We start from the raw sequence: 21,324 nt of genomic DNA, 5'->3' as shown, positions 1-21,324 counted from the left end.
GACGGCGGGGGCGCGACGCGGGCGCGCGGGGGCACGACCTAGGCCGCGCGGGCCGTGCCGGGTGCCCAGCGTGCCGTGAGCAGGGCCGCGACCAGGAACCCGGCGGCGCCCACCATGGCCGCGGTGTGCAACCCCGGCATCAACCCGCCGGCGGTCAGCGTGCCGAAGACCGCCACACCGAGGACGCTGCCCAACTGGCGGGCGGCGTTGAACACCGCGGCCGCGGCGCCGCCCCGTTCGCCGGGGGCGGACTCCATCACCGCCGCGGTGGCGGACGGCATGGTCAGCGCGGTCCCGAAACCGGCCGCGGCCATCGGGCCGACCAGCGCCGCATAGGGCGTACCTGGTCCCGCGCACAGCCAGCCGGCCAGGCCCGCCGCCCCGATGACCAGGCCCGCCACCATCGGAGGCCGCGGCCCCGTGCGGGCGGTCAGGCGCCCGCCCAGCGCGGAGCCGACCGCCAACAGGCCGACGGCCGGCAGCAGCGCGAAGCCGGTGCGCAGCGTGCTGTAGTGCTGGACCCGCTCGAAGTAGAGCGGGGCGAGGAACAGCAGCCCGTAGAAGCCGGTGTTGAGCAGGACGCCGACGAGCGTGGCGGCGGTGAAGGCCCGGCCGCGGAAGAGGGCGAGCGGCAGCATCGGCGCCGGCGCGCGGCGTTCCAGGAACACGAACGCGGCGAGGCCCAGCACCGCGACGGCGAACGCGCCGAGGACGACGGCGCGCGGGTGCCCCGGGGCGCCGGCCTCGATGCAGCCCGCGGCCAGTGCGGCGACGCTCACCGCCGCGGCGGTCTGGGCCGGAACGTCCAGGCCGCCGCGGCGTGGTCCGGCGGGGGAGCGCGGTATGTGACGAATCGTCAGCACGAGGGCGACCAGCGTGGCCGGCAGGTTCACCAGGAACACCGCGCGCCAGCCGAACGAGGCGACCAGCACCCCGCCGAGCACCGGCCCGGCCCCGGCGGCCATTCCGGCGATCGCGCCCCAGACGCCGAACGCCCGGGCCCGCGCGGCCGGTTCCGGATAAGCGGCCCGCAGCAGCGCCAGCGACGCGGGCACCAGCAGTGCCGCGCCGACGCCCTGCACCAGCCGGGCCGCGACCAGCACCGCGACCGACGGGGCGAGCGCGCACCCGGCCGAGGCCGCCGCGAACACCGCCAGCCCCGCCAGGAACACCGTCCGCCCGCCGAACCGGTCGGCCAGCCCGCCGCAGAACAGCAGCAGCCCGGCGAACACCAGGGTGTAGCCGTCCACCGTCCACTGCAGCCCGGTCACCCCGGCGCCCAGTGCACGGTCCAGGTCCGGCAGTGCCACGGTCACCACGGTGACGTCGAGGATGACCAGGAAGTAGCCCAGGCACACGGCCACCAGGGGGAGCGGCGAGGCGCGGCCGGTGCGAGCCGGGGCCGGGGCGGAGGTGTTGATCGTCGTCATGCGGTCAGTGTCGGGCCGGATCGTTGCGGCCCCCGGCGAAACGTTCTGGCCACGGGGCGGGGTGGTGCGCACGGCGGTCAAGCCGTCCGCCCGTCCGTTTCCGCGCGCGAGAACGTTTCGCTGGTTGGCGAAGCGTTCGCGCCGTACGGTCGCGGTATGGACGCCCGGACGCAGCTCGAAGCCCGCACCGAGACCGATGTGGCCGAGGTCGCCGCCGCGATCGGCGACCCCTCCCGGGCCAAGGTGCTGCTGGCCCTCGCCGGCGGCGGTGCGCTGCCCGCCAGCGCCCTGGCCGCCGAGGCCGGGGTGAGCAACTCCACCATCAGCGGCCATCTGGCCAGGCTCCGTGCGGCACGGCTGCTCACCGTCGAACTCGACGGCCGGCACCGCTACTACCGGCTTGCCACACCCGACGTCGCCCGCGCCCTGGAACAGCTCGCCCTGATCGCCCGGCCGCTGCCGGTGCACTCCTTGAACGACGACACCCGCGCCCGGGCCCTGCTGCGCGCCCGCCTGTGCTACGACCATCTGGCGGGTCGCCTCGGCGTCGCGCTGATGGCGGCCCTGCTGGCGGACGGCATCCTCCAGGAGGAGCGCACCGAGGCGGCCCAGGCACCGGTCCGCTACCTCCTGACGCCCCACGGCCGCAGCCGACTGACCGCGCTCGGCGTGGAGTTGGAGCACCTGCCGCGCCGCCGCTCGGCGGTCCGCTACTGCGTCGACTGGGGCGAGCGGCGCCACCACCTCGCCGGCGCGGTCGGCGGCGCGGTAACCGCCCGGCTGTTCGCGCTGGACTGGCTGCGCAACGGTCGGTACCGGCGGGTCGTCCGGCTCACCGACGCCGGGCGCCGGGGGTTCGGCGAGACCTTCGGCCTCACCCCCGAGCAGCTCGTCTGACGCCGTCGCCACACGCTTCACACTGCCGCAACATTCGGCCTCCCTCTGGCGCGAACATGTCGAGTAGGGTCCTGACCAGCGCAGATCGCGAGGCGAGGAGGCCGTTCCGTGGCGGAACGTCAGGTATCGGGCGAGCTCGGCGGGGGCGCAGCGCCCGAAGTGCAGGCACAGGAACGCCGGTTGCGGCGGGACCTGGGCTTCTGGGGGCTGACCGGCATCGGCTTCTCCAACATCGTCGGCTCCGGCTGGCTGTTCGCGGCCATGTACGCCGCCCAGACCGCCGGACCGGCCGCGCTGCTGTCCTGGGTCGGAGCGGGCCTGCTGTGCGGACTGGTCGCCCTGGTCATGATCGAGCTGGGTGCCTCCCGGCCGGAGGGCGGCGGCACCGTCCGCTGGCCGCTGTTCGCCAACGGCCGGCTGGTCGGCACCCTCGTCGGCTGGTCGGTGCTGCTGTCGGTCGGCGGGACCGCCGCCGAGATCAGCGCGATCATGCAGTACACCGCGCACTACCTCCCCGGCCTCTACAACGGCCACACCCTCACCCTCGCCGGGCTGGCCCTGGCCTGTGGGCTGAGCGTGCTGTTGACCGCGCTGAACTGGTTCGCGGTCAAGCTGTTCGCCCGGCTCAACACCCTGGTCTCGATCTTCAAGATCGCCGTACCGATCGCCACCGTGCTCGCCCTGATCGCCTCCGGCTGGCACTCCGGGCGCCTGACCGACCACGGCGGATTCGCCCCGTACGGCTACGTCGCCTGCCTGACCGCGCTGGCCGGCGGCGGCATCGTCTACTCCGTCAACGGCTTCCAGGCGCCGCTGGACTTCTCCGGCGAGACCCGCAAGCCCCGCCGCACCCTCCCCTGGGCCGTCCTCGCCGGCATCGGCCTGGCGCTGCTGATGTACCTCGCGCTCCAGGTCGCCTACCTGTTCACCGTCCCCGAACACCTCCTCGGCGGCGGCTGGAAGGGCGTCTCCTTCGACTCCCCCTTCGGTCAACTGGCCCTGATCCTCAACCTGCACTGGCTCTCCAGCCTGCTCTACGCCGACGCGGTGCTCTCGCCCGGCGGTTCGGCCTACGTCGGCGTGGCGATCGACGCCCGGCACACCTACGCGCTGGCCAAGAACGGCACCATTCCCCGCTACTTCATGAAGGTCGACGAGGGTTCCGGCATGCCGCGCCGGGCACTGGTCATCAACCTCGTCGTCATCGTGCTGTTCCTGCTGCCGTTCGGTGGCTGGCAGGACATCGTCAGCGTGATGGGCGACATGTACCTGCTGATCTACGCCGCCTCCGCGGTCGCCGTCGCGGTCTTCCGCACCGGGCCCGGCGGCACCGCCGGCTGGGTGCCGGGACTGCGCTGGATCGCCCCGCTGAGCTTCGTGGTGGCCAGCGAGTTCGTCTACTGGTCGGGGTGGCAGCACCTCCGGCTGGCGCTGCCGCTGGTCCTCGCCGGAGTGCTGCTCTTCCTGTGGATGCGGCGGCCCGGCGCGCGGGTCATCGAGGACGACGGCGCCGGGCCGCGCCGCTCGCTGGGGGCCGAACTCCGCATCGGCGCCTGGCTGGTGGTCTACCTCGTCGGGCTCACCGTGCTGTCCTGGCTGGGCACCTTCAAGGGCTCCGGGCACCTGCCCGCCCCCTACGACTCGCTCGCCGTGGCCGCCGCCGCGCTGGCGGTCTTCTTCTGGGCGGTGCGGTCCGGCGTCGGCCAGCTGACCGCGGCCCCGCAGCCGGCCGGCTGAGCCCGCCGCGCCCCGGGGCCGCCACCGGGGCGCCCGCGGCCGTTCAGGCCGTCAAGCGGATGTCGGACCCCCGAAATATGATGGGGCCATGCTTCGGCGTCGTCCCCCGCGGGCGGCGAGCGCCGACGATCTGCTCACCACGCTCGGGCGGCTGACCGCCCAGGCGCGGGAAGGCGCGGAGCTCCAGCGGGCCAGAGTGGAGCTGGCCGAGGTGCTGCAGCGCGAGATGCTGCCGGCCGCCCTTCCGGAGCTGCCCGGTCTGCGCACCGCCGCCACCTACGCCCCCGCCCGGCACGGCCTCGCCATCGGGGGCGACTGGTACGACGGATTCCCCCTGCCCGACGGGTCGCTGGCCTTCTCCGTCGGCGACGTCCAGGGCCATGACGTGGAGGCGGCCGCGTTCATGGGGCAGATCCGGATCGGACTGCGGGCCGTCGCCGCGCACGCCGCCGACCCCGGCGAAGTCCTCAGCCGAGCCAACGACCTGCTCCTGTCCATCGACTGCGAGCTCTTCGCGACCTGCACCTTCGTCCGGTTCGACCCGCTGTCCTGGGAGCTGACCAGCGCCCGCGCCGGACACGTCCCCGGCGTCTGGGCCACCACCGACCGACGATGGGGCGTCGCCGAGGACCCCGGCGGCATCCCGCTCGGCGTGCTGCCCGGTCAGCGGTATCCGGTCACCCGCCGGCGGCTCACCGCGGCGGGTGCGTTCGTGCTGCTCACCGACGGGGTGATCGAGGGGCCGTCGTTCCCCATCGAGGCCGGGCTGGCGGAGGTGGCCCGGCTGGTCAGCGCCAAGGCCGGCGACGACCCGGCCGAGGTCGCCGGCGCGGTGATGTGCGTCGCCGAGCTGACCGGCCACACCGACGACGCCGCGGTGATCGTGTTGTGCCACGACGCGGGGCGGCGCGGGGCCGGGTGAAGCCCGGACCGGCAGCGCGTGTCGCGTCCGGCGGCCGCCCGCCGGCATTGTCTGATGGCAGATGTGGTGCGCACCGGGGAAATCCGTCGGCTGGCTCCGGCCGCCCTGGGCAACCTCGTGCTCGCCGCCGTCTACTACGGGGCCGCGAAGATCGGCCTGCTGGAGCAGGTGGTGATCGCGGGCGCCGTGGTCACCCCGCTGTGGCCGCCCACCGGCATCGCCCTGAGCTGTCTGCTCCTGCTGGGCCTGCGGATGTGGCCGGGCATCGCGGTCGGCACCTTCCTGGTCATCTCCACGCTCACCCGGCCGGACCTGGCCGGCTTCGGCGTGGTGGCGGGCAACACCCTCGCCCCGGTCTGCGCCTGCCTGATGCTGCGGCGGGTCGGCTTCCACACCGAACTGGACCGGCTGCGCGACGGCGTCGCCCTGGTCTCCCTCGGCGCCTTCGCCGCGATGGTGATCAGCGCGACGCTGGGCAGCGGCACCCAGGTGCTCACCGGGGCACTGCCCGCCGGGGACTTCTGGCGGACCTGGGCGTCCTGGTGGGTGGGCGACGCGATGGGCGTCCTGGTGATCACCCCGCTGGTGCTGGCCTTTCGGACGGTCCGGCCGTTCCGCGACGTCCCCCTGTACCGGTGGGGCGAGGCGGCGGCGCTGCTGGTGACCGCGGTGGTGGTCTCGCTGGTGGTCACCCGGACCTCGCTGTCCGTGCTGTTCCTGGTCTTCCCGGTGATCGTGTGGGCGGCGCTGCGGTTCCAACTGATCGGGGCGGCGCCCTGCGTCCTGCTGATGTCGGTCTTCGCGATCAGCGCGGCGACCGGCCGGTACGGCCCGTTCACCGGGCGGAGCCTGCTGGAGTCGATGGTCAACCTCCAGGCGTTCAACGCCTCCGCCGCACTCACCGCGCTACTGCTCTCGGCGATCGTCACCGAGCAGAACACCATCCGCCGGAAGATCGAGCAGGTGTGTCAGGAACTCGCCGAGGTGGTGGACCGGCTGGCACCGGGGGAGAGCCGGCGCCGCTGGCCGCCGGAGCGCTGACCGGCCGCCCGCCGGGTCAGTCGCCGAGCAGCTCGCCCAGGTCGTAGCCGACCGGCTCCTCCAACTGCGCGTAGGTGCAGCTCTCCGGCGTACGGTCGGGACGCCAGTGGCGGAACTGCGCGGTGTGCCGGAACCGGCTGCCCTCCATGTGGTCGTAGCCCACCTCGCACACCCGCTCCGGGCGCAGCGGCACCCACGACAGGTCCTTGCCGCCGCTCCAGCGGCTCGGCCCGCCCGGCATCCGGCGGCCGGCGTGCGCCGCCTCGTCGGCCCACGCGCCCCAGGGGTGCCCGGTGGCGTCGTCCATCCGCAGCGGCGCCAGCTCCTCGACCAGGGCGCGCCGCCGGGCCATGGGGAACGACGCGCACACCCCGACGTGCTGGAGGTGCCCGGCGTCGTCGTGCAGTCCGAGCAGCAGCGAGCCGACGACCGGCCCGCTCTTGTGCAGCCGGTACCCCGCGACCACGCAGTCGGCGGTCCGGGCGTGCTTGACCTTGTACATCACCCGCTCGCCCGGCCGGTACGGCAGGTCCGGCGGTTTGGCGATCACCCCGTCCAGCCCTGCCCCCTCGAACTGCGCGAACCACCGCTGCGCCAGCTCCCGGTCGGTGGTGGCGGGCGCGAGGTGTACCGGCGCCCGGGCCGGCCGCACCGCTTCGACCAGGGCTTCCCGGCGGGCCGTCTGCGGTTCGTCCAGCAGCGAAGCGGAGTCCAGCGCCAGCAGGTCGAAGGCGACCAGCGAGGCGGGCGTGCGGGCGGCCAGCGTCCGCACCCGGGAATCGGCCGGGTGGATGCGCTCCAGCAGTTCCTCGAAGTGCAGCCGGCCGTCGTGCGCGATGACGATCTCACCGTCCAGCACGCAGCGCGGCGGGAGTTCGGCCCGTGCCGCGGCCAGCACCTCGGGGAAGTAGCGGCTGAGCGACTTGGTGGTGCGGCTGGCGATCTCGACCTCGTCGCCGTCCCGGAACACGATGACGCGGAAGCCGTCCCACTTGGCCTCGTACTGCATGCCGGCGGGGATCTTCGCCACCGCCTTGGCGAGCATGGGGGAGACCGGGGGCATCACGGGCAGGTCCATGCCCTCGATCCTGCGGGCCGGCGCCCGTTCCCGCCCGCCGGGACCGGCCGCCCCGCCGGGCCGCCCACCGCGCGGGGTCCCCCGGCGGCCCCTAGCGTGGAGGCATGGCCGGAGCCCGAGCTGTGGAACTGGACGTCGCGGGGCGTGCGGTGCGCGTGTCGAACCCGGACAAGACGTACTACCCGGCGCGCGGATTCACCAAGTTGGACGTCGCCCGGTACTACCTGTCCGTGGCGGACGGGGTGCTGCGCGGCCTGCGGGACCGGCCGACGACGATGCAGCGGTTCCCCGACGGCGTCGAGGGCGATTTCTTCTACCAGAAGCGGGCGCCCAAGGGGCTGCCGGACTGGCTGCCGACCGCCCGCATCACCTTCCCCAGTGGGAGGTTCGCGGACGAGATGTGCCCGACCGAACCCGCCGCCGTGGTCTGGGCGGCCAACCTGGGGTGCCTGACCTTCCACCCCTGGCCGGTCCGCCGGGCGGACACCGAGCACCCCGACGAGCTGCGCATCGACCTCGACCCGCAGCCCGGCACCGGCTTCGCCGACGCCGTCACCGTCGCCCACGAGCTGCGCGCGCTGCTGACCGAGCACGGGCTGCGCGGCTGGCCGAAGACCTCCGGCGGCCGCGGGGTGCACGTCTATGTACCGATCCGCCCGCACTGGACGTTCACCGAGGTCAGAAGGGCCGCGATCGCCGTGGCACGGACGCTGGAGCGGCGGCTGCCCACGCTGGTGACCTCCGCCTGGTGGAAGGAGGAGCGCGGCGAGAAGGTGTTCGTCGACTACAACCAGATGGCCCGCGACCGCACCATCGCCTCGCCCTATTCGCTGCGCGCCCGGCCCCGGGCGACGGTCTCCACCCCGCTGCGCTGGGAGGAGCTGTCCGCCGTCGAGCCGGAGGACTTCGACCTGCGCACCGTCCCGCCCCGGTTCGCCGAACTCGGCGATGTCCACGCGGACATGGCCGAGTTCGCCTTCGGCCTGGAGGGCCTGCTGGAGCTCGCCGACCGGCACGCCGCCGACGAGGGGCTGGGCGACCTGCCCTATCCGCCGGACCACCCGAAGATGCCCGGCGAGCCCGCCAGGGTCCAGCCCAGCCGGGCCCGCAAGCACTGATCCGACCGGCCGCGGAACGCACGGCCGCGCGGTGCCCGCCCGGGCCCGGTCGTCCCGGCGATACCCGTTCGGCCGCAATCCGCGGGCTGTTGGAGTGGCCGTCCGCTGCGCCTGCGAGGAACTCGGTACCGCGCGGTACCGATCACCTTGTCCGATTTCCTGCCAAATCAGGAGCAGCGCATGCGTAAGTTCATAGGGCGTTCCCTGGCCGTCGCGGTGCTCACCGCTGCGACGGTCGTCCCGACGGTCGGTATGGCCCAGGCCGCCCCTCAGGGTCAGACCGTCGCGGTGAGCGGGGATCACGGCCGTGGTCATCACGGTCGCAATCACCGTCACCACCGGGACGATGACTGCGACTTCGTCGGCTTCGGAAAGTTCGGCGAGGAGGGGCGATCCGGTCACGAGGGCCGTGAGGGTCACCACGGCCGCGGTCACTATGAGCGGGAAGGCTGCGAGTTCCACGATATCGGGCTCATCGGACGCATTCTCCGTGGCCTGTTGGGTTGGTGGTTCTGACCGTGAGCAGCCGGCGGGCCGCCGCAGACGCGTGCTGCGGCGGCCCGCTCTCACCGGTCCGGCGTCCCGGGACCGGTCGATGCGATCAGGCCGCGGCGCCCGACTCCTCGGCGCGGCGCCGGAGTTCCTTCTTGTCCGGCTTGCCCGCGTCGGTCAGCGGCAGCGCCTCGGCGAAGGTGATCCGGGCCGGCTCGTACATCGGGCCGCGGACCTCGCGCACCATCGCGCGCAGCTGCTCCGCGTCGACGTCGCCGCCGGGGGTCCGCACCACCGTCGCGTGCACCCGCTCCATCCGGTCCGCGTCGCGGACGCCGTAGACGGCGCTCTGGAGTACCTGCGGGTGCGAGTTCAGCAGGTCCTCCAGCTCGGTGGTGTACACATGGCCGCCGACCACGACGATCATGTCCTTGAGCCGGTCGACGATGGTCAAGTAGCCCTCTTCGTCGACGAATCCGACGTCGCCGGTGTGCAGCCAGCCGTCCCGCAGCACCTCCGCGGTCAGTTCGGGCTGCTTCCAGTACCCCTGCATGATCATGCTGGAGCGGACGCAGATCTCACCGTGCTCGCCGGGCGGCAGATCGCGCCCGGACTCGTCCCGGACCGCCACCTCGACGTCGGGCAGCACCTTGCCGGCCGAGCGCAGTCGGTCGGGGCGCTCGGGGTCGTGGTCCTCCTGGGTGAGCACGCTGATGCCGCCGGCCTCGTTCTGGCCGTAGCCCTGCACCAGCACCGGGCCGAACGCCCGTACCGCGTCGGCCAGTCGGGCCGGCGACGCCTGGCAGCCGCCGTAGGCGACCATGCGCAGGCTGGAGGTGTCGGTGTGCGGCCGGTCGGGGTGGTCCATCAGCTGATACAGCAGCGGCGGCAGCAGGAACAGGGCGGTGATCCGCTCCCGCTCGATGGTGGCGAGCGCCTCCTCGGCGTCGAAGTCGTCGAGCAGGACTACGGTGCCGCCGGAGCGCAGGACGCCGTCGGCCATGTAGCCGGCTGCGTGCGCGAGGGTGGTGCAGACCAACTGCCGGTGCACCACGTCCTCGAACTCCGGGAGCGCCCCGGTGAACCACCGCACCTGCTCGAAGCTGGTGCAGATGCCCTTGGGGTGGCCGGTGGTGCCGCCGGTGTGGCGGATGGTGCAGATGTCGTCGGGCCGGGCGTCGGTGACGAACGGCTCGTCGCTGTGGCCGGCCGCCAGCTCCAGCAGGTCGGTGCCCAGCTTGGCCGGGCCCAGCACCAGGACGTCCGGGACGGGCGCCAACTCGACCAGTTCCGCAGCCCGTTCGGCCAGTCGCGGATCGACGATCAGGGCGCGGGTCTCGACGTCGCGGACGATCGCGGCCTGGGAGTCGGCGGAGAGCTTGTTGTAGAGGTGGTTGACCCGGGCGCCGACGAGGTTGGCGGCGTAGCGGGCGGCGACGGTCTCCGGGAGGTTGCCGCTCAGCAGGGTGACGGTGGTGCCGCGCTGGACGCCGCGCTCGCGCAGGGCGCGGGCCATTCGCAGGACCAGTGCGCGGAACTCGCCGGCGGTGACCCGGCGACCCTGGTGGACCAGGGCCTCGTGGCCGGGGTCGCGGTTAAGCGCATCGAGGTTCTCCTCCACGTATGTGCGGAACGGCTGGTCGGATATGGGCATTGAGGGCTTCCTCCTGGCCCCGGCGACGTATAGGGGTACGCCGGGGTGCGAAAACGATTATTGGTTGCCTCCAGCAACTAATGTCAGGGTAGTCCCAAGAGATCGACATCTCCAAGTCGGGTGCTCCCGCGCGGGCGTTGTCCGGCCACCGCGCAGTGGATCAATATCGTCAACCCGGTCGCCCGGGTGGGGGACGGCGGCACATAATGCTCCCTCCGGTACGACCCTCAACCCTGGTGGGCCCTGCTCTGCCTGCGGGTCCGTCCGGTGTCGAGAGATGATGGAGGGCAGCGGCAGCACGGCACGACCAGTCCGTGCACGGAGCGCCACGGCTGTCGGTCTCGCAGACCGGCGGAAGGAGTGCCTGGATGGGTGCGACCGACGCGTTCCCGGAGAGTGCTGCCCAGGCCGGGGCCGGGCCGTCGCACCCCGGCGGGCTGCTGGACGTCCTGGGCGTGGCCGCCGTCATGCTGGACGCCAAGGGGCGGATCACGCTGTGGAGCCCGCAGGCGGAGGAGCTCTTCGGATGGCGCGCCGAGGAGGCGCTCGGCCGGTCCGCCGCCCGGCTGCTGGTCCACCCCGAGCACGTGGAACTGGTCCTGCGGCTGTTCGCGGAGGTGATGTCCGGCGGGGAGAGCTGGGCCGGGGTCTTCCCCGTCCGGCACAAGGACGGCAGTACCCGGCTGGTCGAGTTCCGCAACATGCGGCTCCAGGATGAGCACGGCGCCTCCTACGCCCTGGGCATCGCCACCGACCAGGCCGTGCTGCGCGAGGTGGAGCGGGACCTGGCGCTGTCGGTGCGGCTGGTGGCCCAGTCGCCGATCGGGCTCGCGGTGCTCGACACCGACCTGCGGTTCGTCATGGTCAACCCGGCGCTGGAACGGATCAACGACCTGCCTGCCGAGCGGCACATCGGACGGCACGTGCGGGACGCGTTGTCCTTCCTGGACACCGACGCGATCGAGGAGCGGATGCGCGAGGTGCTGGCCACCGGCCGGCCGCTGCTGGACGAGTTCTCCGTCGGCCCCACCGCCACCCACCCCGACGCCGACCAGGCGTGGTCGGTCTCGTACTACCGACTGGAGGACGCCAACGGGCGGGTGCTGGGCGTGGCGACCTCCGTCGTGGACGTCACCGACCAGCACCGGGCCGCGACCGAGGCGGCCCGCGCCCGCCGGCGCCTGGCGGTCATCGCGGACGCCTCGGCGACCGTCGGCACCACCCTCGACGTCGGCCAGACGGCCCAGGAGCTGGCCGACGTCATCGTGCCCGAGCTCGCCGACCTGGCCGCCGTGGACGTCCTCGACGCCGTCCTGGACGGCCGCCGCCCCGCCGCGCGCGACCGCGGCGGGCTGGCCCGCTTCCGGGCGCTGGCGACCGCCGCGGCCGGCGAGACGCCCGCCATGGGGGCCGCCGACCCCACCGGGCAGCTGGCCGCCTACGAGACCGAGCGGCTGATCACCCGCTGCGTCACCGAGGCCCGGCCGGTGCTGGTCACCGAGGTGGGCCCGGCGGACCGTCGGCACATCGCTGCCGACCAACGGGGCGCCGAGCTGCTGCGGGAGGCCGGGCTGCACTCCTATCTGGCGGTGCCGCTGATCGCCCGCGGCGAGGTGCTGGGCGCGCTGTCGCTCTACCGCACGGACAATCCGGTCCCCTTCGACGAGGACGACGCGGTGCTCGCCGTCGAACTGGCCGCCAGGGCGGCGGTCTGCATCGACAACGCCCGCTCCTACCAGAGCGAGCGCCGCACCGCGCTCACCCTCCAGCGGCACCTGATGAACCACCGGCCGCCGAAGCCCATCACGATGGACATCGCCTACCGCTACCAGCCCGCGCAGGCGGCCAGCGAGGTGGGCGGCGACTGGTTCGATGTCATCCCGGTCGCCGAGGACAAGACCGCGCTGGTGGTCGGCGACGTCATGGGCAGCGGCATCAACGCGGCGGCCACCATGGGGCAGTTGCGCACCACCACCCGCGCGCTGGCCGACCTCGACCTCGCCCCCGCCGAGGTGCTGCACCACCTCGACCACATCGCCGGCGGCCTCGACCCGGCGTTCGCGACCTGCCTCTACGCCGTCCACGACCCGCAGCGGGAGGAGTGCCGGATCGCCGTCGCGGGACACCTGCCGCCCGTCGTGGTGCGCCCCGGCCGACCGCCGGAACTCCTGGACCTGCCCACCGGCGCCCCGCTCGGCGTCGGTGGTGTGACCTTCGAGCAGACCACCGTGCCGCTGCGCGCCGGCGATCAACTGGTGCTCTACACCGACGGGCTGATCGAGACCCGTGACCAGCCCATCGACGCCCGCCTGGACCTGCTCCTCGGGCTGCTCGCCGAGCCCGAGCGGCCGCTGGAGGAGCTCTGCGACCGCCTCCTGGGGGAACTGCGGCACGGCAACGACCACGACGACGTCGCGCTACTGATCGCCCGCGTCCGGGGCCAAGACGGCTGAAACCCGCCCATTGGGGCGCGCGCCGCGGAAAGTCGCCGGACCGCGCCGCCGAAGAATCCGCAGCCCGTCAAAACGCCCGCGAATTCCGCGTGGATAGGGCTACTGGAGCGTGGATAGCGGTGTTTGATGCGGCAAGAGCTACGGATTTCGTCGCCGAATGGGGTTAACGAACTCTTGACGGGAGTGACGGACGGAGGTTGTATTCCGGTCACCGCAGCGGCCCCGCAGTGCATCTGGTGCGACCGCTCGCCGGCACTCCACCCCTGGCAGTGCCGCCCCTCCTGCCCTCCAGCACCGATGGGACCCGGATGACCGATATGCCCACCACGCCAGTTGCCACCGCCACCGCAGCGCCGGAGACCCGGCCCGCGACACCGGCGGACAGTCCCCAACTCACCCGGTCGATCGGTGTGGTCGGCGGCACCCTGCTCACCCTGTCCTGCCTGACCCCGGCATCCTCGCTGTTCGTGATCGTGCCGGACTCGTTCGCCACCCTCGGCACCGGTACGGCGCTGACCATCGCGATCGCGGCGGTGCTGTGCGTCGGAGTGGCCTTCACCTACTCCGAGCTGGGCACCCTGATCCCCAGCTCCGGCGGCGAGTACGCCATGGTCGGCACCCTGATGGGCCGGCTGGCCGGCTGGCTGGTCTTCGTGCTCTCCCTGATCGTCGTCATGATCGTGCCCCCGATCATCGCGCTGGGCACCGCCGACTACCTCGCCCCGCTGGTGCACCTGGACAAGCAGATGACGGCCGCCGCGGTCATGCTGCTGGCCACCGCCATGGGCCTGCTCGACCTGCGCGCCAACGCCTGGATCACCGGCATCTTCCTCGTACTGGAAGTGGTGGCCGCCGCGGTCGTGGCGTTCCTCGGCTTCAGTCACACGCAGCGGTCCGCGGCCACCCTCATCCACCCCGTCATGGACGCCGGGCACGGCACCAGTACCGCGGTCACCGGCGGGCTGATCGTGGCCGGGCTCGCCACCGCGCTCTTCATCCTCCAGGGCTTCTCCACCGCGGTGTACCTGGCCGAGGAGATGGAGAACCCGCGGCGCAACGTCTCCCGCACCGTGCTGTGGACGCTCGCCATCGGCGCCGCCGTGGTCCTCGTCCCGGTCGTCGCCATCACCCTCGGCGCCCCCGACCTCAAGACCCTCGGCGCCGGCGACCTCGCCGGAATGGTCCAGGGCTGGAGCAACTCCGCCGTCGGCACCTTCGTCAGCCTGTGCATCGCCCTGGCGATCATCAACGCGGCGATCGTGATGGTGATCCAGAACTCCCGGGTGGTCTTCTCCTCCGCCCGCGACGCCGCCTGGCCGACCCCGGTCAACCGGATCTTCTCGCACGTCGGCAAGCGCTTCGGGTCACCCTGGGTGGCCACCCTCGCGGTCGGCGTCCCCGGCGCCGCGCTGTGCTTCGTCACCCTCGACACCCTCAACGAGGTGACCGGTGTGGCGGTGGCCGGCATGTACGTCTTCGTCGCGCTGGGCGCGCTGGTCTCCCGCCGGGGCGAGCACAAGCACCGGCTGGCCTGGCGGATGCCGCTGTGGCCGGTGGTCCCCGCGCTGATCGTGATCGTCCTGGCGTGGGTGCTGTGCCAGCAGAGCGCCGAGAGCCTGCTGATCACCGGTGGGGTGATCGCGGTGGCCGCCGTCTACTGGGCCGTCTACCTCCGCCCGCGACAGGACAGCCACTGGGTCATCTCGGTCCCGGAGGACGAAGTGGCCGGAACCACGGAGCTGACGGAACCGGCCCGACCCTGACCCGTCCGGCGGACCCCGGGCGCTGCCCCGGGTCCGTCGTCAGACGCCCCGTCCGCTCACCGGCCGTCCGGCCGGGACAGCGCGAGCGCGTCCAACAGCAGACACACGTGGTCGACGGCGTCCCGCCCGGCGGGGCCGTCGGCCACGTCCGTCGTGTCCAGCAACCCCGCGGTGGATCGCAGCAGCGCCAGCAGTCCCGCGCTCACCGGCGCCGCCGGCTCCGGGAGGGCGAGGGCGGAACGGATCTGCTCGGCATCGAGCGGCAGCCCCGTCTCCAGGAAGCGGAACAGCGCGACGGCGGTCTTCCGGTCCGCGTCGTTCGGCTGCCACGCTCCGCGCGCATGGTGGTCGATGAGCACGGCCGCCTCGGCACGGATCTCCTCTGCTGCAACATGCATGCCCACGAACGTCTCATACGCGCCCGGCGGCCCCCGGAACGGCCCCGGCCGTTCCCCGACCTCCCGCACGCCTCACCCAACTCCCGAGTAAACCCCGCTGACCAGGAACGTTGCGTGTGGCGCCGGGCTCGCCCGGCAGATTCACGGCCGGTCCGCAACCGTCCCGCCCTGTGGGAAGAGTTACATGTACGCGGCTGGGGAGTGCACACCCGTAGCCGGGAAACATACCGACAGGTTTTACTGACGCTGCTGTGCCGCACGCTTTCCGGCGCCGCTGCGCTGCGCAGTGTGCGGCTCGCCCACCGTATGCGGGAGGTGTAGAAAGAGGACATGGCCGGACGCTACGGCCGCCCGCGTTCGGTTCTGAGGATGCGAACTGTCGCTGGTCAGGTCTTTCTCCTGCAAGTGGCGATCGTGGTCTTGCTCGTCGCCGCCGCCATCGCGGCCCTGGTGCTGCAGTCCGGGACCGACTCGGAACGGGAGGCCCGGAACCGCTCGGTCGCCGTGGCCGAGACCTTCGCCAACTCACCCGGCCTGGAGGAGGCGCTCAAGAGCCCCGACCCCACCGCCGTGCTCCAGCCACGGGCCGAGGCCGCCCGCAGGGGCTCGCAGGTCGACTTCCTCGTCGTCATGAACACCCACGGCATCCGCTACACCCACCCGCTCCCCGACCGGATCGGCAAGAAGTTCGTCGGCACCATCGGGCCCGCGCTGGCCGGCAAGGTGGTCACCGAGAAGATCACCGGCACCATCGGCCCGCTCGTCCAGGCGGTGGTGCCCGTCATCGGTCATGACGGCAAGGTCGTCGGCCTGGTCTCCGCGGGCATCACCATCAGCAAGGTCAGCGGCGTCGTCGACGAACAGTTCCCGCTGCTGTTCGGCGTCGCGGCCGGCGTGCTGCTGCTGACCACCGGCGGCACCGCGCTGGTCAGCCGACGGCTGCGGCGGCAGACCCACGGGCTGGGGCCGGAAGAGATGACGCGGATGTACGAGCACCACGACGCGGTGCTGCACGCCGTCCGGGAAGGAGTGATCATCGTCCGCGGCGACGGGCGACTGGTGCTCGCCAACGACGAGGCCCGACGGCTGCTCGACCTCCCGCCCGACGTCGAGGGCCGCCAGGTCGCCGAGCTGGGGCTCGACCCGGCCACCGCGTTGCTGCTGGAGTCCGGCCGGATCGTCACCGACGAGGTGCACCCGGTCGGGGACCGGCTGCTCGCGGTCAACCAGCGCTCCACCGAACGCGCCGGCGGCCCGCCCGGCAGCGTCACCACCCTCCGCGACACCACCGAACTCCGGGCCCTGACCGGCCGCGCCGACATCGCCCGCGGCCGGCTGAAGCTGCTCTACGACGCCGGCGCCGAGATCGGCACCACCCTCGACGTGGTGCGCACCTGCGAGGAACTCGCCCGGTTCGGCGCCGAGCGGTTCAGCGACCTCGTCACCGTTGACCTGGCCGTGTCGGTGCTGAGCGGCGAGGAGCCCGCCACCGGGCCGGCCATCGAGATGCGCCGCACCGCCGTCGCCGGCGAGGTGCCCGACGGGTCGCTCTACCCGGTCGGCGAGCCGATGCGGTTCGCGTCCACCACCGCGCTGGGCACCCGGCTGCCGGCCGGCGAACCGGTCCTGGAGGCCGACCTGGCCGCGTTCTCCGGCTGGCAGCGGCAGGACCCCGAGCGCGCCCGGCAGATCGTCGCGCACGGCATCCACTCGATGATCGCGGTGCCGCTGCGGGCCCGCGGGGTGATCCTCGGCGTGGTCCTCTTCTGGCGCTCGCACACCCCCGAGGCGTTCGACGACGAGGACCTCTCGCTGGCCGAGGAACTGGTCGCCCGCGCCGCGGTGAGCCTCGACAACGCCCGCCGCTACACCCGCGAGCACACCATGGCGGTCACCCTCCAGCGCAGCCTGCTGCCGCGCGCCCTGCCGGACCAGAACGCCGTCGAGGCCGCCTTCCGCTATCTGCCCGCGCAGGCCGGGATCGGCGGGCTGGGCGGCGTCGGCGGCGACTGGTTCGACATCATCCCGCTGCCCGGCACCCGGGTCGCGCTGGTCGTCGGCGACGTCGTCGGACACGGCCTGCACGCCGCCGCCACGATGGGCCGGCTGCGCACCGCGGTCCACAACTTCGCCAACCTCGACGTCCCGCCCGACGAGCTGCTGTGGCACCTCGACGAGCTGGTCACCCGCATCGACCAGGACGAGGGCGCGGAGGGCACCGGCAACGGCCCCAAGGCCCCGGTCACCGGCGCCACCTGCCTCTACGCCATCTACGACCCGGTCACCGGCGCCTGCACCATGGCCCGCGCCGGGCACGTCCAGCCGCTGCTGCTGCGGCCGGACGGCAGCGCGGAGTTCGTCGAGGTGCCCGGCGGTCCGCCGCTCGGGCTCGGCGGGATGCCCTTCGACACCTGCCGGCTGGAGCTCTCCGAGGGCAGCCGCCTGGTCCTGTACACCGACGGGCTCGTCGAGGACCGCGCCCGCGACATCGACGAGGGCATGGCGCTGCTGCGCCGCACCCTCGGCGGCCACCCCGGGCGGACCCCGGAGGACACCTGTGAGGCGGCGCTCGACGCGCTGCTGCCGGACCGCCCGGCCGACGACATCGCCCTGCTGGTCGCCCGCACCCGACGGCTGGCCGCCGCGCAGATCGCCGACTGGGAGGTCCCCGCCGACCCGTCCGCGGTCGCCCAGATGCGCGCCGCGGCGGTCCGCAAACTGATCGAGTGGGGGCTGGCCGACGAGGCGTTCACCACCGAGCTGATCCTCAGCGAGCTGGTCACCAACGCCATCCGCTACGCCTCCGGCCCGATCCACGTCCGGCTGATCCGCGACTCCTCGCTGATCTGCGAGGTCGCCGACCACAGCAGCACCTCCCCGCACCTGCGGCACGCCGCCACCACCGACGAGGGCGGTCGCGGCCTCTTCCTGATCGCGCAGCTGGCCGAGCGGTGGGGCACCCGCTACACCGGCGACGGCAAGGTGATCTGGACCGAGCAGGCGCTGGCCGACGCGGACCGGGACCCGCAGGCGCCGGGTGATCACGCCTCCTGACCGGCCAACTCTCGACTGCTACCCTCCAGTTGCGCGAGACGCGCGGCGTGCGGCGGCCGGGGGAGCAGCCGCACCGGGGGAGGATGCAGTCACATGACGGGGACGAACGACGCTCCGCGGGTCCGCGACACGGCGGCCGGTGCCGCCACCGAGTCCCCGGCGGTGATCCCGGCCAAGCGCTGGGTCTATGTCATCCCGGTGGCCGCGATCATGTACATGCTGGCCTACCTCGACCGCAACAACGTCTCCGTCGTCCTGCCGTACATGCACGGCGACCTGGACCTCTCCAACGCCGACAAGGGCCTGGCCGGCGGCATCTTCTTCCTCGGCTACGTCTTCCTGCAGATCCCGGCGGCGGTCCTCGCCCAGCGCTGGAGCGCCCGGAAGACCGTCCTGATCCTGATGGTCGCCTGGGGCCTGTCCGCGGTCCTGTCCGGCCTGGTGCAGTCCCGCACCCAGTTCTACGCCGCGCGGTTCGTGCTGGGCTTCTTCGAGGGCGGCGTCTGGCCGGCCGTCCTCATCCTGCTCGCCTCGTGGTTCCCGCTCCGCGAGCGGGCCCGCGCCAACGCGCTGTGGATGGCCTGTCTGCCGCTGTCGTCGGTGCTGATGGCGCCGCTGTCCGGCTGGATGCTCGACCACGCGGGCTGGCGCTGGGTGCTCGTCCTCCAGGGGCTGCCGCCGCTGGTGTGGGCGGTGGTCTGGTGGTTCGCCGTCGCCGACCGTCCCGCCCAGGCCCGCTGGATCTCCTCCGCGGAGGCCGACCACCTGGCCCGGGCCATCGCCGCCGACGAGGCCGCCAAGCCCGCGGCGGGCGGCGGCTCCTACTTCGGCGCGGTCCGGCAGCCGTCGGTCCTGGTCCTCATCGGGGTCTATTTCTTCTGGATCACCGGTTTCTACGGTTTCAGCCTCTGGCTGCCGGCCGTCATCAAGGAGCTCACCCACAACGGCTCCGCCACCGAGGTCGGGCTGCTGACCGCGGTCCCGTTCACCGTCGCGCTCGTGGCGATGATCGCCAACGCCGCCTGGTCGGACCGCACCGGCCGACGGCGGCAGGCGGTCGCGCTACCCCTGGTCGTGGGCGTCGTCGCGCTGCTGCTCGGTCAGACGGTGCACGGCGCGCTGCCGCGGATGCTGCTGCTGTGCGTCACGGCCGCCGCGGTCTACGCCCCCTACGGACCCTTCTGGGCGATCCCGGGCCAGCTGCTCCGCTTCGAGGTGGTGGCCGTGGCGATGGGGCTGATCAACGCGCTCGGCAACCTCGGCGGTTTCGCCGGTCCGTACCTGGTCGGCTGGCTCACCGATGCCACCGGGACCAGTCTGACCGGCTTCGCGGTGCTCGCCGGCTTCCTGGCGGTGGCCGTCATTCTGGTGACGCTCGGGCTGCGGCCGGTGCCCCGCACCGCCCCGTGACCGTTCCGGGGATGCCCCGGTGCAGCCCGCCAACTCGGTGGCAAAGACGGAGAGTTGACGCGAGCGCGGCCTGGGGGTGAGGCGGTGGGGCCGCCGGTTCCGGCCGGCGGGGCCCGCACGATTGGCGGTAAGTGGGGTTTTGGTCGCTTTCGCCAGGGTGATTCCTGAAAGGGCTGATATCACACTTCGAGCTTCCTGAGGAGCAGACATGCGTATCCGTGCCGCGATCGCTGCCAGCGCCCTGGCCGCCACCATCGTCCTCGGCGCGGCGGGCACCGCACTCGCCGGGGACGACGACTACCACGAGCGCAACTACGGCAGGGGCTGGTACCACGGCTACTCGTTCGACGCGGCCGTCGTCGACGGCAACCCGATCTTCCATGACGGTGCGCACCGGGGTCACTTCTCCCACGGCAAGGAGCGCTTCGACGGGGAGTGAGCGGGCGCCGGGCCTGCGGGCCGGGCGCCCCCGCGTCACCTCGTCGGACGCAGCCTCACGCGGGTGCCGGCCGGGAACCACCGCCTTCGGGCGTGCCCGGCCGGCACCCGCCGCGTTCGGTGCCGGGTCGCCCTCCGGTGCCGCTCAGGCGGCGCCGGAGGGGCGGTGCGGAGGGATCTCGGGGAGGGCGTGCAGCGTCAGCAGGCCGCGCACGAAACCTTCCCGGTCGGCGGCCGGGAGGCGGGTGAGCAGTTCTTCCTCGCCGCGCTGGATGTCCCCCTGGACGGCGTCCCGCACGCGCCGCCCCTCGGGGGTGAGGGAGACCAGCCGGACCCGGCGGTCCCCGGGGTCGGGTCGGCGGTGGATCAGCCCGCGGGACTCCAGGTCGTCGAGGACCGGGATGATCCGGGTCCGGTCGGCCCGGATGGCGTCGGCCAGGGCGGCCTGGGTGCGGATCGGGGTGTCGTCGAGGCGCAGCAGCACGGAGTAGGCCCACATGGTCAGGCCGTGCGCGTCCAGGACCGGCCGCTCGGCGTCCACCAGGGCGCGGCACAGCGGGACCAGCATCGCGGCCAGGTCGGGGCGGGCCGTCGGCCGCCCTCCGGTCGGGGTGTCCCTCGGTGCTGCGTTCTCGGCCATGGACAGGAAAATACCCCTTGACAGATCATGTGCTCACACAGATCGTAGGCACATGCATATGAACTTGGAACGGGACGCGGTGGACGGGGTGTTCGCGACGACGGGAGCGCCGGACCTGGACCGCCTGCGCAGGCTCGACGCCCGCGCGGTGCGCGACAGCGTGGCACTGGTGAACCGGCTGGCTCCCGGGGACCTCGCCCGGCCGACGCCCTGCGCCGGCTGGGACCTGGCGGCGCTGCTCGGCCATCTGACGGCCCAGCACCGGGGGTTCGCGGCGGCCGCGCTGGGGCGCGGGCAGGACCTGGCGCACTGGGCAGTCCGCCCGCTCGGCGACGACATCGCGACGGCGGTGACGCGCTACCGCCACGCCGCCGAGGACGTCCTCGCGGCCTTCGCGACCGTGGACGACCCCGACCGCCCGTTCGCGCTCCCGGAATTCACCACCGAGCGGACCGTCCCCGCCGCCCGGGCCATGGGCTTCCACCTCATCGACTACGTCGTCCACAGTTGGGACCTCGCCCGCACACTGGGCCTGCCCTACGCGCCGGACCCCGAACTCCTCGACGCGTCGCTGCCGATCGCCCGGGCCGTCCCCGACGGCCCGAACCGGCTCGCCGCCGGCAGTTCCTTCCGGCCCGGCCTGCCGGTGACCGAGGGTGCCGGGGAAATGGACCGGATCCTGGCGCTGCTGGGACGCGCGCCGGACTGGCGGGCGCCGGCGCGCTGAGGGTCTCGCGCGTGTCCGGAAATCGGCGAAGGCGCGCCGCATACAGGGGAGTCGACGGGGCGTCCCGGTCAA

The 21,324-nt window shown here is 73.1% G+C and carries 17 protein-coding genes; 12 read left to right on the top strand and 5 right to left on the bottom strand.

Annotated features, from left to right (window positions below; all coding sequences use genetic code 11):
* Positions 1 to 38 precede the first annotated feature (38 nt).
* Positions 39 to 1,430 carry an MFS transporter gene (locus tag JNO44_RS36945; protein ID WP_205368396.1) on the bottom strand — a complete coding sequence of 464 codons (1,392 nt, stop codon included), beginning with the start codon at positions 1,428 to 1,430 and terminating at the stop codon, positions 39 to 41.
* 156 nt (positions 1,431 to 1,586) lie between these two features.
* Between JNO44_RS36945 and JNO44_RS36940 the strand changes: the two genes are divergently transcribed.
* From JNO44_RS36940 to JNO44_RS36925, 4 genes are all read left to right on the top strand, one after another.
* The gene (locus tag JNO44_RS36940; RefSeq protein ID WP_205368395.1) at positions 1,587 to 2,327 is read left to right on the top strand and encodes an ArsR/SmtB family transcription factor; all 741 of its coding nucleotides are present in this window, start codon (positions 1,587 to 1,589) and stop codon (positions 2,325 to 2,327) included.
* A 180-nt stretch (positions 2,328 to 2,507) separates the two neighbouring features.
* Positions 2,508 to 4,064: an APC family permease gene (locus JNO44_RS36935; RefSeq protein ID WP_235096197.1), complete on the top strand. Its 1,557-nt coding sequence runs from the start codon at positions 2,508 to 2,510 to the stop codon at positions 4,062 to 4,064.
* An 88-nt stretch (positions 4,065 to 4,152) separates the two neighbouring features.
* Positions 4,153 to 4,986 carry a PP2C family protein-serine/threonine phosphatase gene (locus JNO44_RS36930; protein WP_205368394.1) on the top strand — a complete coding sequence of 278 codons (834 nt, stop codon included), beginning with the start codon at positions 4,153 to 4,155 and terminating at the stop codon, positions 4,984 to 4,986.
* A 63-nt stretch (positions 4,987 to 5,049) separates the two neighbouring features.
* On the top strand, positions 5,050 to 6,027 hold the full coding sequence (locus tag JNO44_RS36925; protein ID WP_205371193.1) for an MASE1 domain-containing protein: 978 nt from the start codon (positions 5,050 to 5,052) through the stop codon (positions 6,025 to 6,027).
* 16 nt (positions 6,028 to 6,043) lie between these two features.
* On the opposite strand, the gene JNO44_RS36920 is transcribed toward JNO44_RS36925, so the two are convergent.
* Entirely contained in the window at positions 6,044 to 7,105 is a 1,062-nt protein-coding gene (locus JNO44_RS36920; RefSeq protein ID WP_205368393.1) for an ATP-dependent DNA ligase, read from the bottom strand.
* A gap of 104 nt (positions 7,106 to 7,209) precedes the next feature.
* Here JNO44_RS36920 and ligD point away from each other — a divergent pair, with 104 nt between their 5' ends.
* Both ligD and JNO44_RS36910 read left to right on the top strand, forming a co-directional pair.
* Positions 7,210 to 8,223, top strand: a complete 1,014-nt coding sequence (gene ligD, locus JNO44_RS36915; RefSeq protein ID WP_205368392.1) for a non-homologous end-joining DNA ligase — start codon at positions 7,210 to 7,212, stop codon at positions 8,221 to 8,223.
* Between the two features lie 147 nt (positions 8,224 to 8,370).
* Positions 8,371 to 8,739, top strand: a complete 369-nt coding sequence (locus JNO44_RS36910) for a hypothetical protein (protein ID WP_205368391.1) — start codon at positions 8,371 to 8,373, stop codon at positions 8,737 to 8,739.
* 85 nt (positions 8,740 to 8,824) lie between these two features.
* Here the strand turns inward: JNO44_RS36910 and JNO44_RS36905 are convergent, their stop codons facing one another.
* Positions 8,825 to 10,369, bottom strand: coding sequence for an AMP-binding protein (locus JNO44_RS36905; protein WP_205368390.1), 1,545 nt, complete (start codon positions 10,367 to 10,369; stop codon positions 8,825 to 8,827).
* A 368-nt stretch (positions 10,370 to 10,737) separates the two neighbouring features.
* Between JNO44_RS36905 and JNO44_RS36900 the strand changes: the two genes are divergently transcribed.
* Both JNO44_RS36900 and JNO44_RS36895 read left to right on the top strand, forming a co-directional pair.
* Positions 10,738 to 12,822, top strand: coding sequence for a SpoIIE family protein phosphatase (locus tag JNO44_RS36900; protein ID WP_205368389.1), 2,085 nt, complete (start codon positions 10,738 to 10,740; stop codon positions 12,820 to 12,822).
* 308 nt (positions 12,823 to 13,130) lie between these two features.
* Positions 13,131 to 14,585 carry an APC family permease gene (locus JNO44_RS36895; RefSeq protein ID WP_205368388.1) on the top strand — a complete coding sequence of 485 codons (1,455 nt, stop codon included), beginning with the start codon at positions 13,131 to 13,133 and terminating at the stop codon, positions 14,583 to 14,585.
* A gap of 56 nt (positions 14,586 to 14,641) precedes the next feature.
* Here the strand turns inward: JNO44_RS36895 and JNO44_RS36890 are convergent, their stop codons facing one another.
* Entirely contained in the window at positions 14,642 to 14,983 is a 342-nt protein-coding gene (locus tag JNO44_RS36890; protein WP_102926342.1) for a hypothetical protein, read from the bottom strand.
* Positions 14,984 to 15,313: 330 nt separating this feature from the next.
* On the opposite strand from JNO44_RS36890, the gene JNO44_RS36885 reads away from it, so the two are divergent.
* The 3 genes from JNO44_RS36885 to JNO44_RS36875 all read left to right on the top strand — a co-directional run bounded on the left by JNO44_RS36885 (position 15,314) and on the right by JNO44_RS36875 (position 19,886).
* Positions 15,314 to 18,037 (top strand): SpoIIE family protein phosphatase, encoded by a 2,724-nt coding sequence (locus JNO44_RS36885; RefSeq protein WP_205368387.1) that lies wholly within the window; start codon positions 15,314 to 15,316, stop codon positions 18,035 to 18,037.
* 93 nt (positions 18,038 to 18,130) lie between these two features.
* Positions 18,131 to 19,447 carry an MFS transporter gene (locus JNO44_RS36880; RefSeq protein ID WP_240167834.1) on the top strand — a complete coding sequence of 439 codons (1,317 nt, stop codon included), beginning with the start codon at positions 18,131 to 18,133 and terminating at the stop codon, positions 19,445 to 19,447.
* 208 nt (positions 19,448 to 19,655) lie between these two features.
* Complete coding sequence (locus JNO44_RS36875) at positions 19,656 to 19,886, top strand: hypothetical protein (RefSeq protein ID WP_205371465.1); 231 nt, start codon at positions 19,656 to 19,658, stop codon at positions 19,884 to 19,886.
* Between the two features lie 144 nt (positions 19,887 to 20,030).
* On the opposite strand, the gene JNO44_RS36870 is transcribed toward JNO44_RS36875, so the two are convergent.
* Positions 20,031 to 20,525 (bottom strand): MarR family winged helix-turn-helix transcriptional regulator, encoded by a 495-nt coding sequence (locus JNO44_RS36870; RefSeq protein ID WP_205368386.1) that lies wholly within the window; start codon positions 20,523 to 20,525, stop codon positions 20,031 to 20,033.
* A gap of 52 nt (positions 20,526 to 20,577) precedes the next feature.
* Between JNO44_RS36870 and JNO44_RS36865 the strand changes: the two genes are divergently transcribed.
* The gene (locus JNO44_RS36865; protein ID WP_240167833.1) at positions 20,578 to 21,252 is read left to right on the top strand and encodes a TIGR03086 family metal-binding protein; all 675 of its coding nucleotides are present in this window, start codon (positions 20,578 to 20,580) and stop codon (positions 21,250 to 21,252) included.
* The last annotated feature ends 72 nt before the right edge of the window (positions 21,253 to 21,324 follow it).

Origin of the sequence: Streptomyces noursei (genome assembly GCF_016917755.1) — a bacterium.
GTDB classification, from domain to species: Bacteria; Actinomycetota; Actinomycetes; order Streptomycetales; family Streptomycetaceae; genus Streptomyces; species Streptomyces yunnanensis.
The sequence above is the reverse complement of the archived record's forward strand: the minus strand, read 5'-3'. Positions and strand labels throughout refer to the sequence as shown.

Bases quoted from the DNA above. Each gene is read 5' to 3' on its own strand.
- JNO44_RS36945 (WP_205368396.1), bottom strand. From the start codon at position 1,430: ATGACGACGATCAACACCTCCGCCCCGGCCCCGGCTCGCACCGGCCGC.
- JNO44_RS36940 (WP_205368395.1), top strand. From the start codon at position 1,587: ATGGACGCCCGGACGCAGCTCGAAGCCCGCACCGAGACCGATGTGGCC.
- JNO44_RS36930 (WP_205368394.1), top strand. From the start codon at position 4,153: ATGCTTCGGCGTCGTCCCCCGCGGGCGGCGAGCGCCGACGATCTGCTC.
- JNO44_RS36920 (WP_205368393.1), bottom strand. From the start codon at position 7,105: ATGGACCTGCCCGTGATGCCCCCGGTCTCCCCCATGCTCGCCAAGGCG.
- ligD (WP_205368392.1), top strand. From the start codon at position 7,210: ATGGCCGGAGCCCGAGCTGTGGAACTGGACGTCGCGGGGCGTGCGGTG.
- JNO44_RS36905 (WP_205368390.1), bottom strand. From the start codon at position 10,369: ATGCCCATATCCGACCAGCCGTTCCGCACATACGTGGAGGAGAACCTC.
- JNO44_RS36900 (WP_205368389.1), top strand. From the start codon at position 10,738: ATGGGTGCGACCGACGCGTTCCCGGAGAGTGCTGCCCAGGCCGGGGCC.
- JNO44_RS36895 (WP_205368388.1), top strand. From the start codon at position 13,131: ATGACCGATATGCCCACCACGCCAGTTGCCACCGCCACCGCAGCGCCG.
- JNO44_RS36890 (WP_102926342.1), bottom strand. From the start codon at position 14,983: ATGCATGTTGCAGCAGAGGAGATCCGTGCCGAGGCGGCCGTGCTCATC.
- JNO44_RS36885 (WP_205368387.1), top strand. From the start codon at position 15,314: ATGGCCGGACGCTACGGCCGCCCGCGTTCGGTTCTGAGGATGCGAACT.
- JNO44_RS36880 (WP_240167834.1), top strand. From the start codon at position 18,131: ATGACGGGGACGAACGACGCTCCGCGGGTCCGCGACACGGCGGCCGGT.
- JNO44_RS36875 (WP_205371465.1), top strand. From the start codon at position 19,656: ATGCGTATCCGTGCCGCGATCGCTGCCAGCGCCCTGGCCGCCACCATC.
- JNO44_RS36870 (WP_205368386.1), bottom strand. From the start codon at position 20,525: ATGGCCGAGAACGCAGCACCGAGGGACACCCCGACCGGAGGGCGGCCG.
- JNO44_RS36865 (WP_240167833.1), top strand. From the start codon at position 20,578: ATGCATATGAACTTGGAACGGGACGCGGTGGACGGGGTGTTCGCGACG.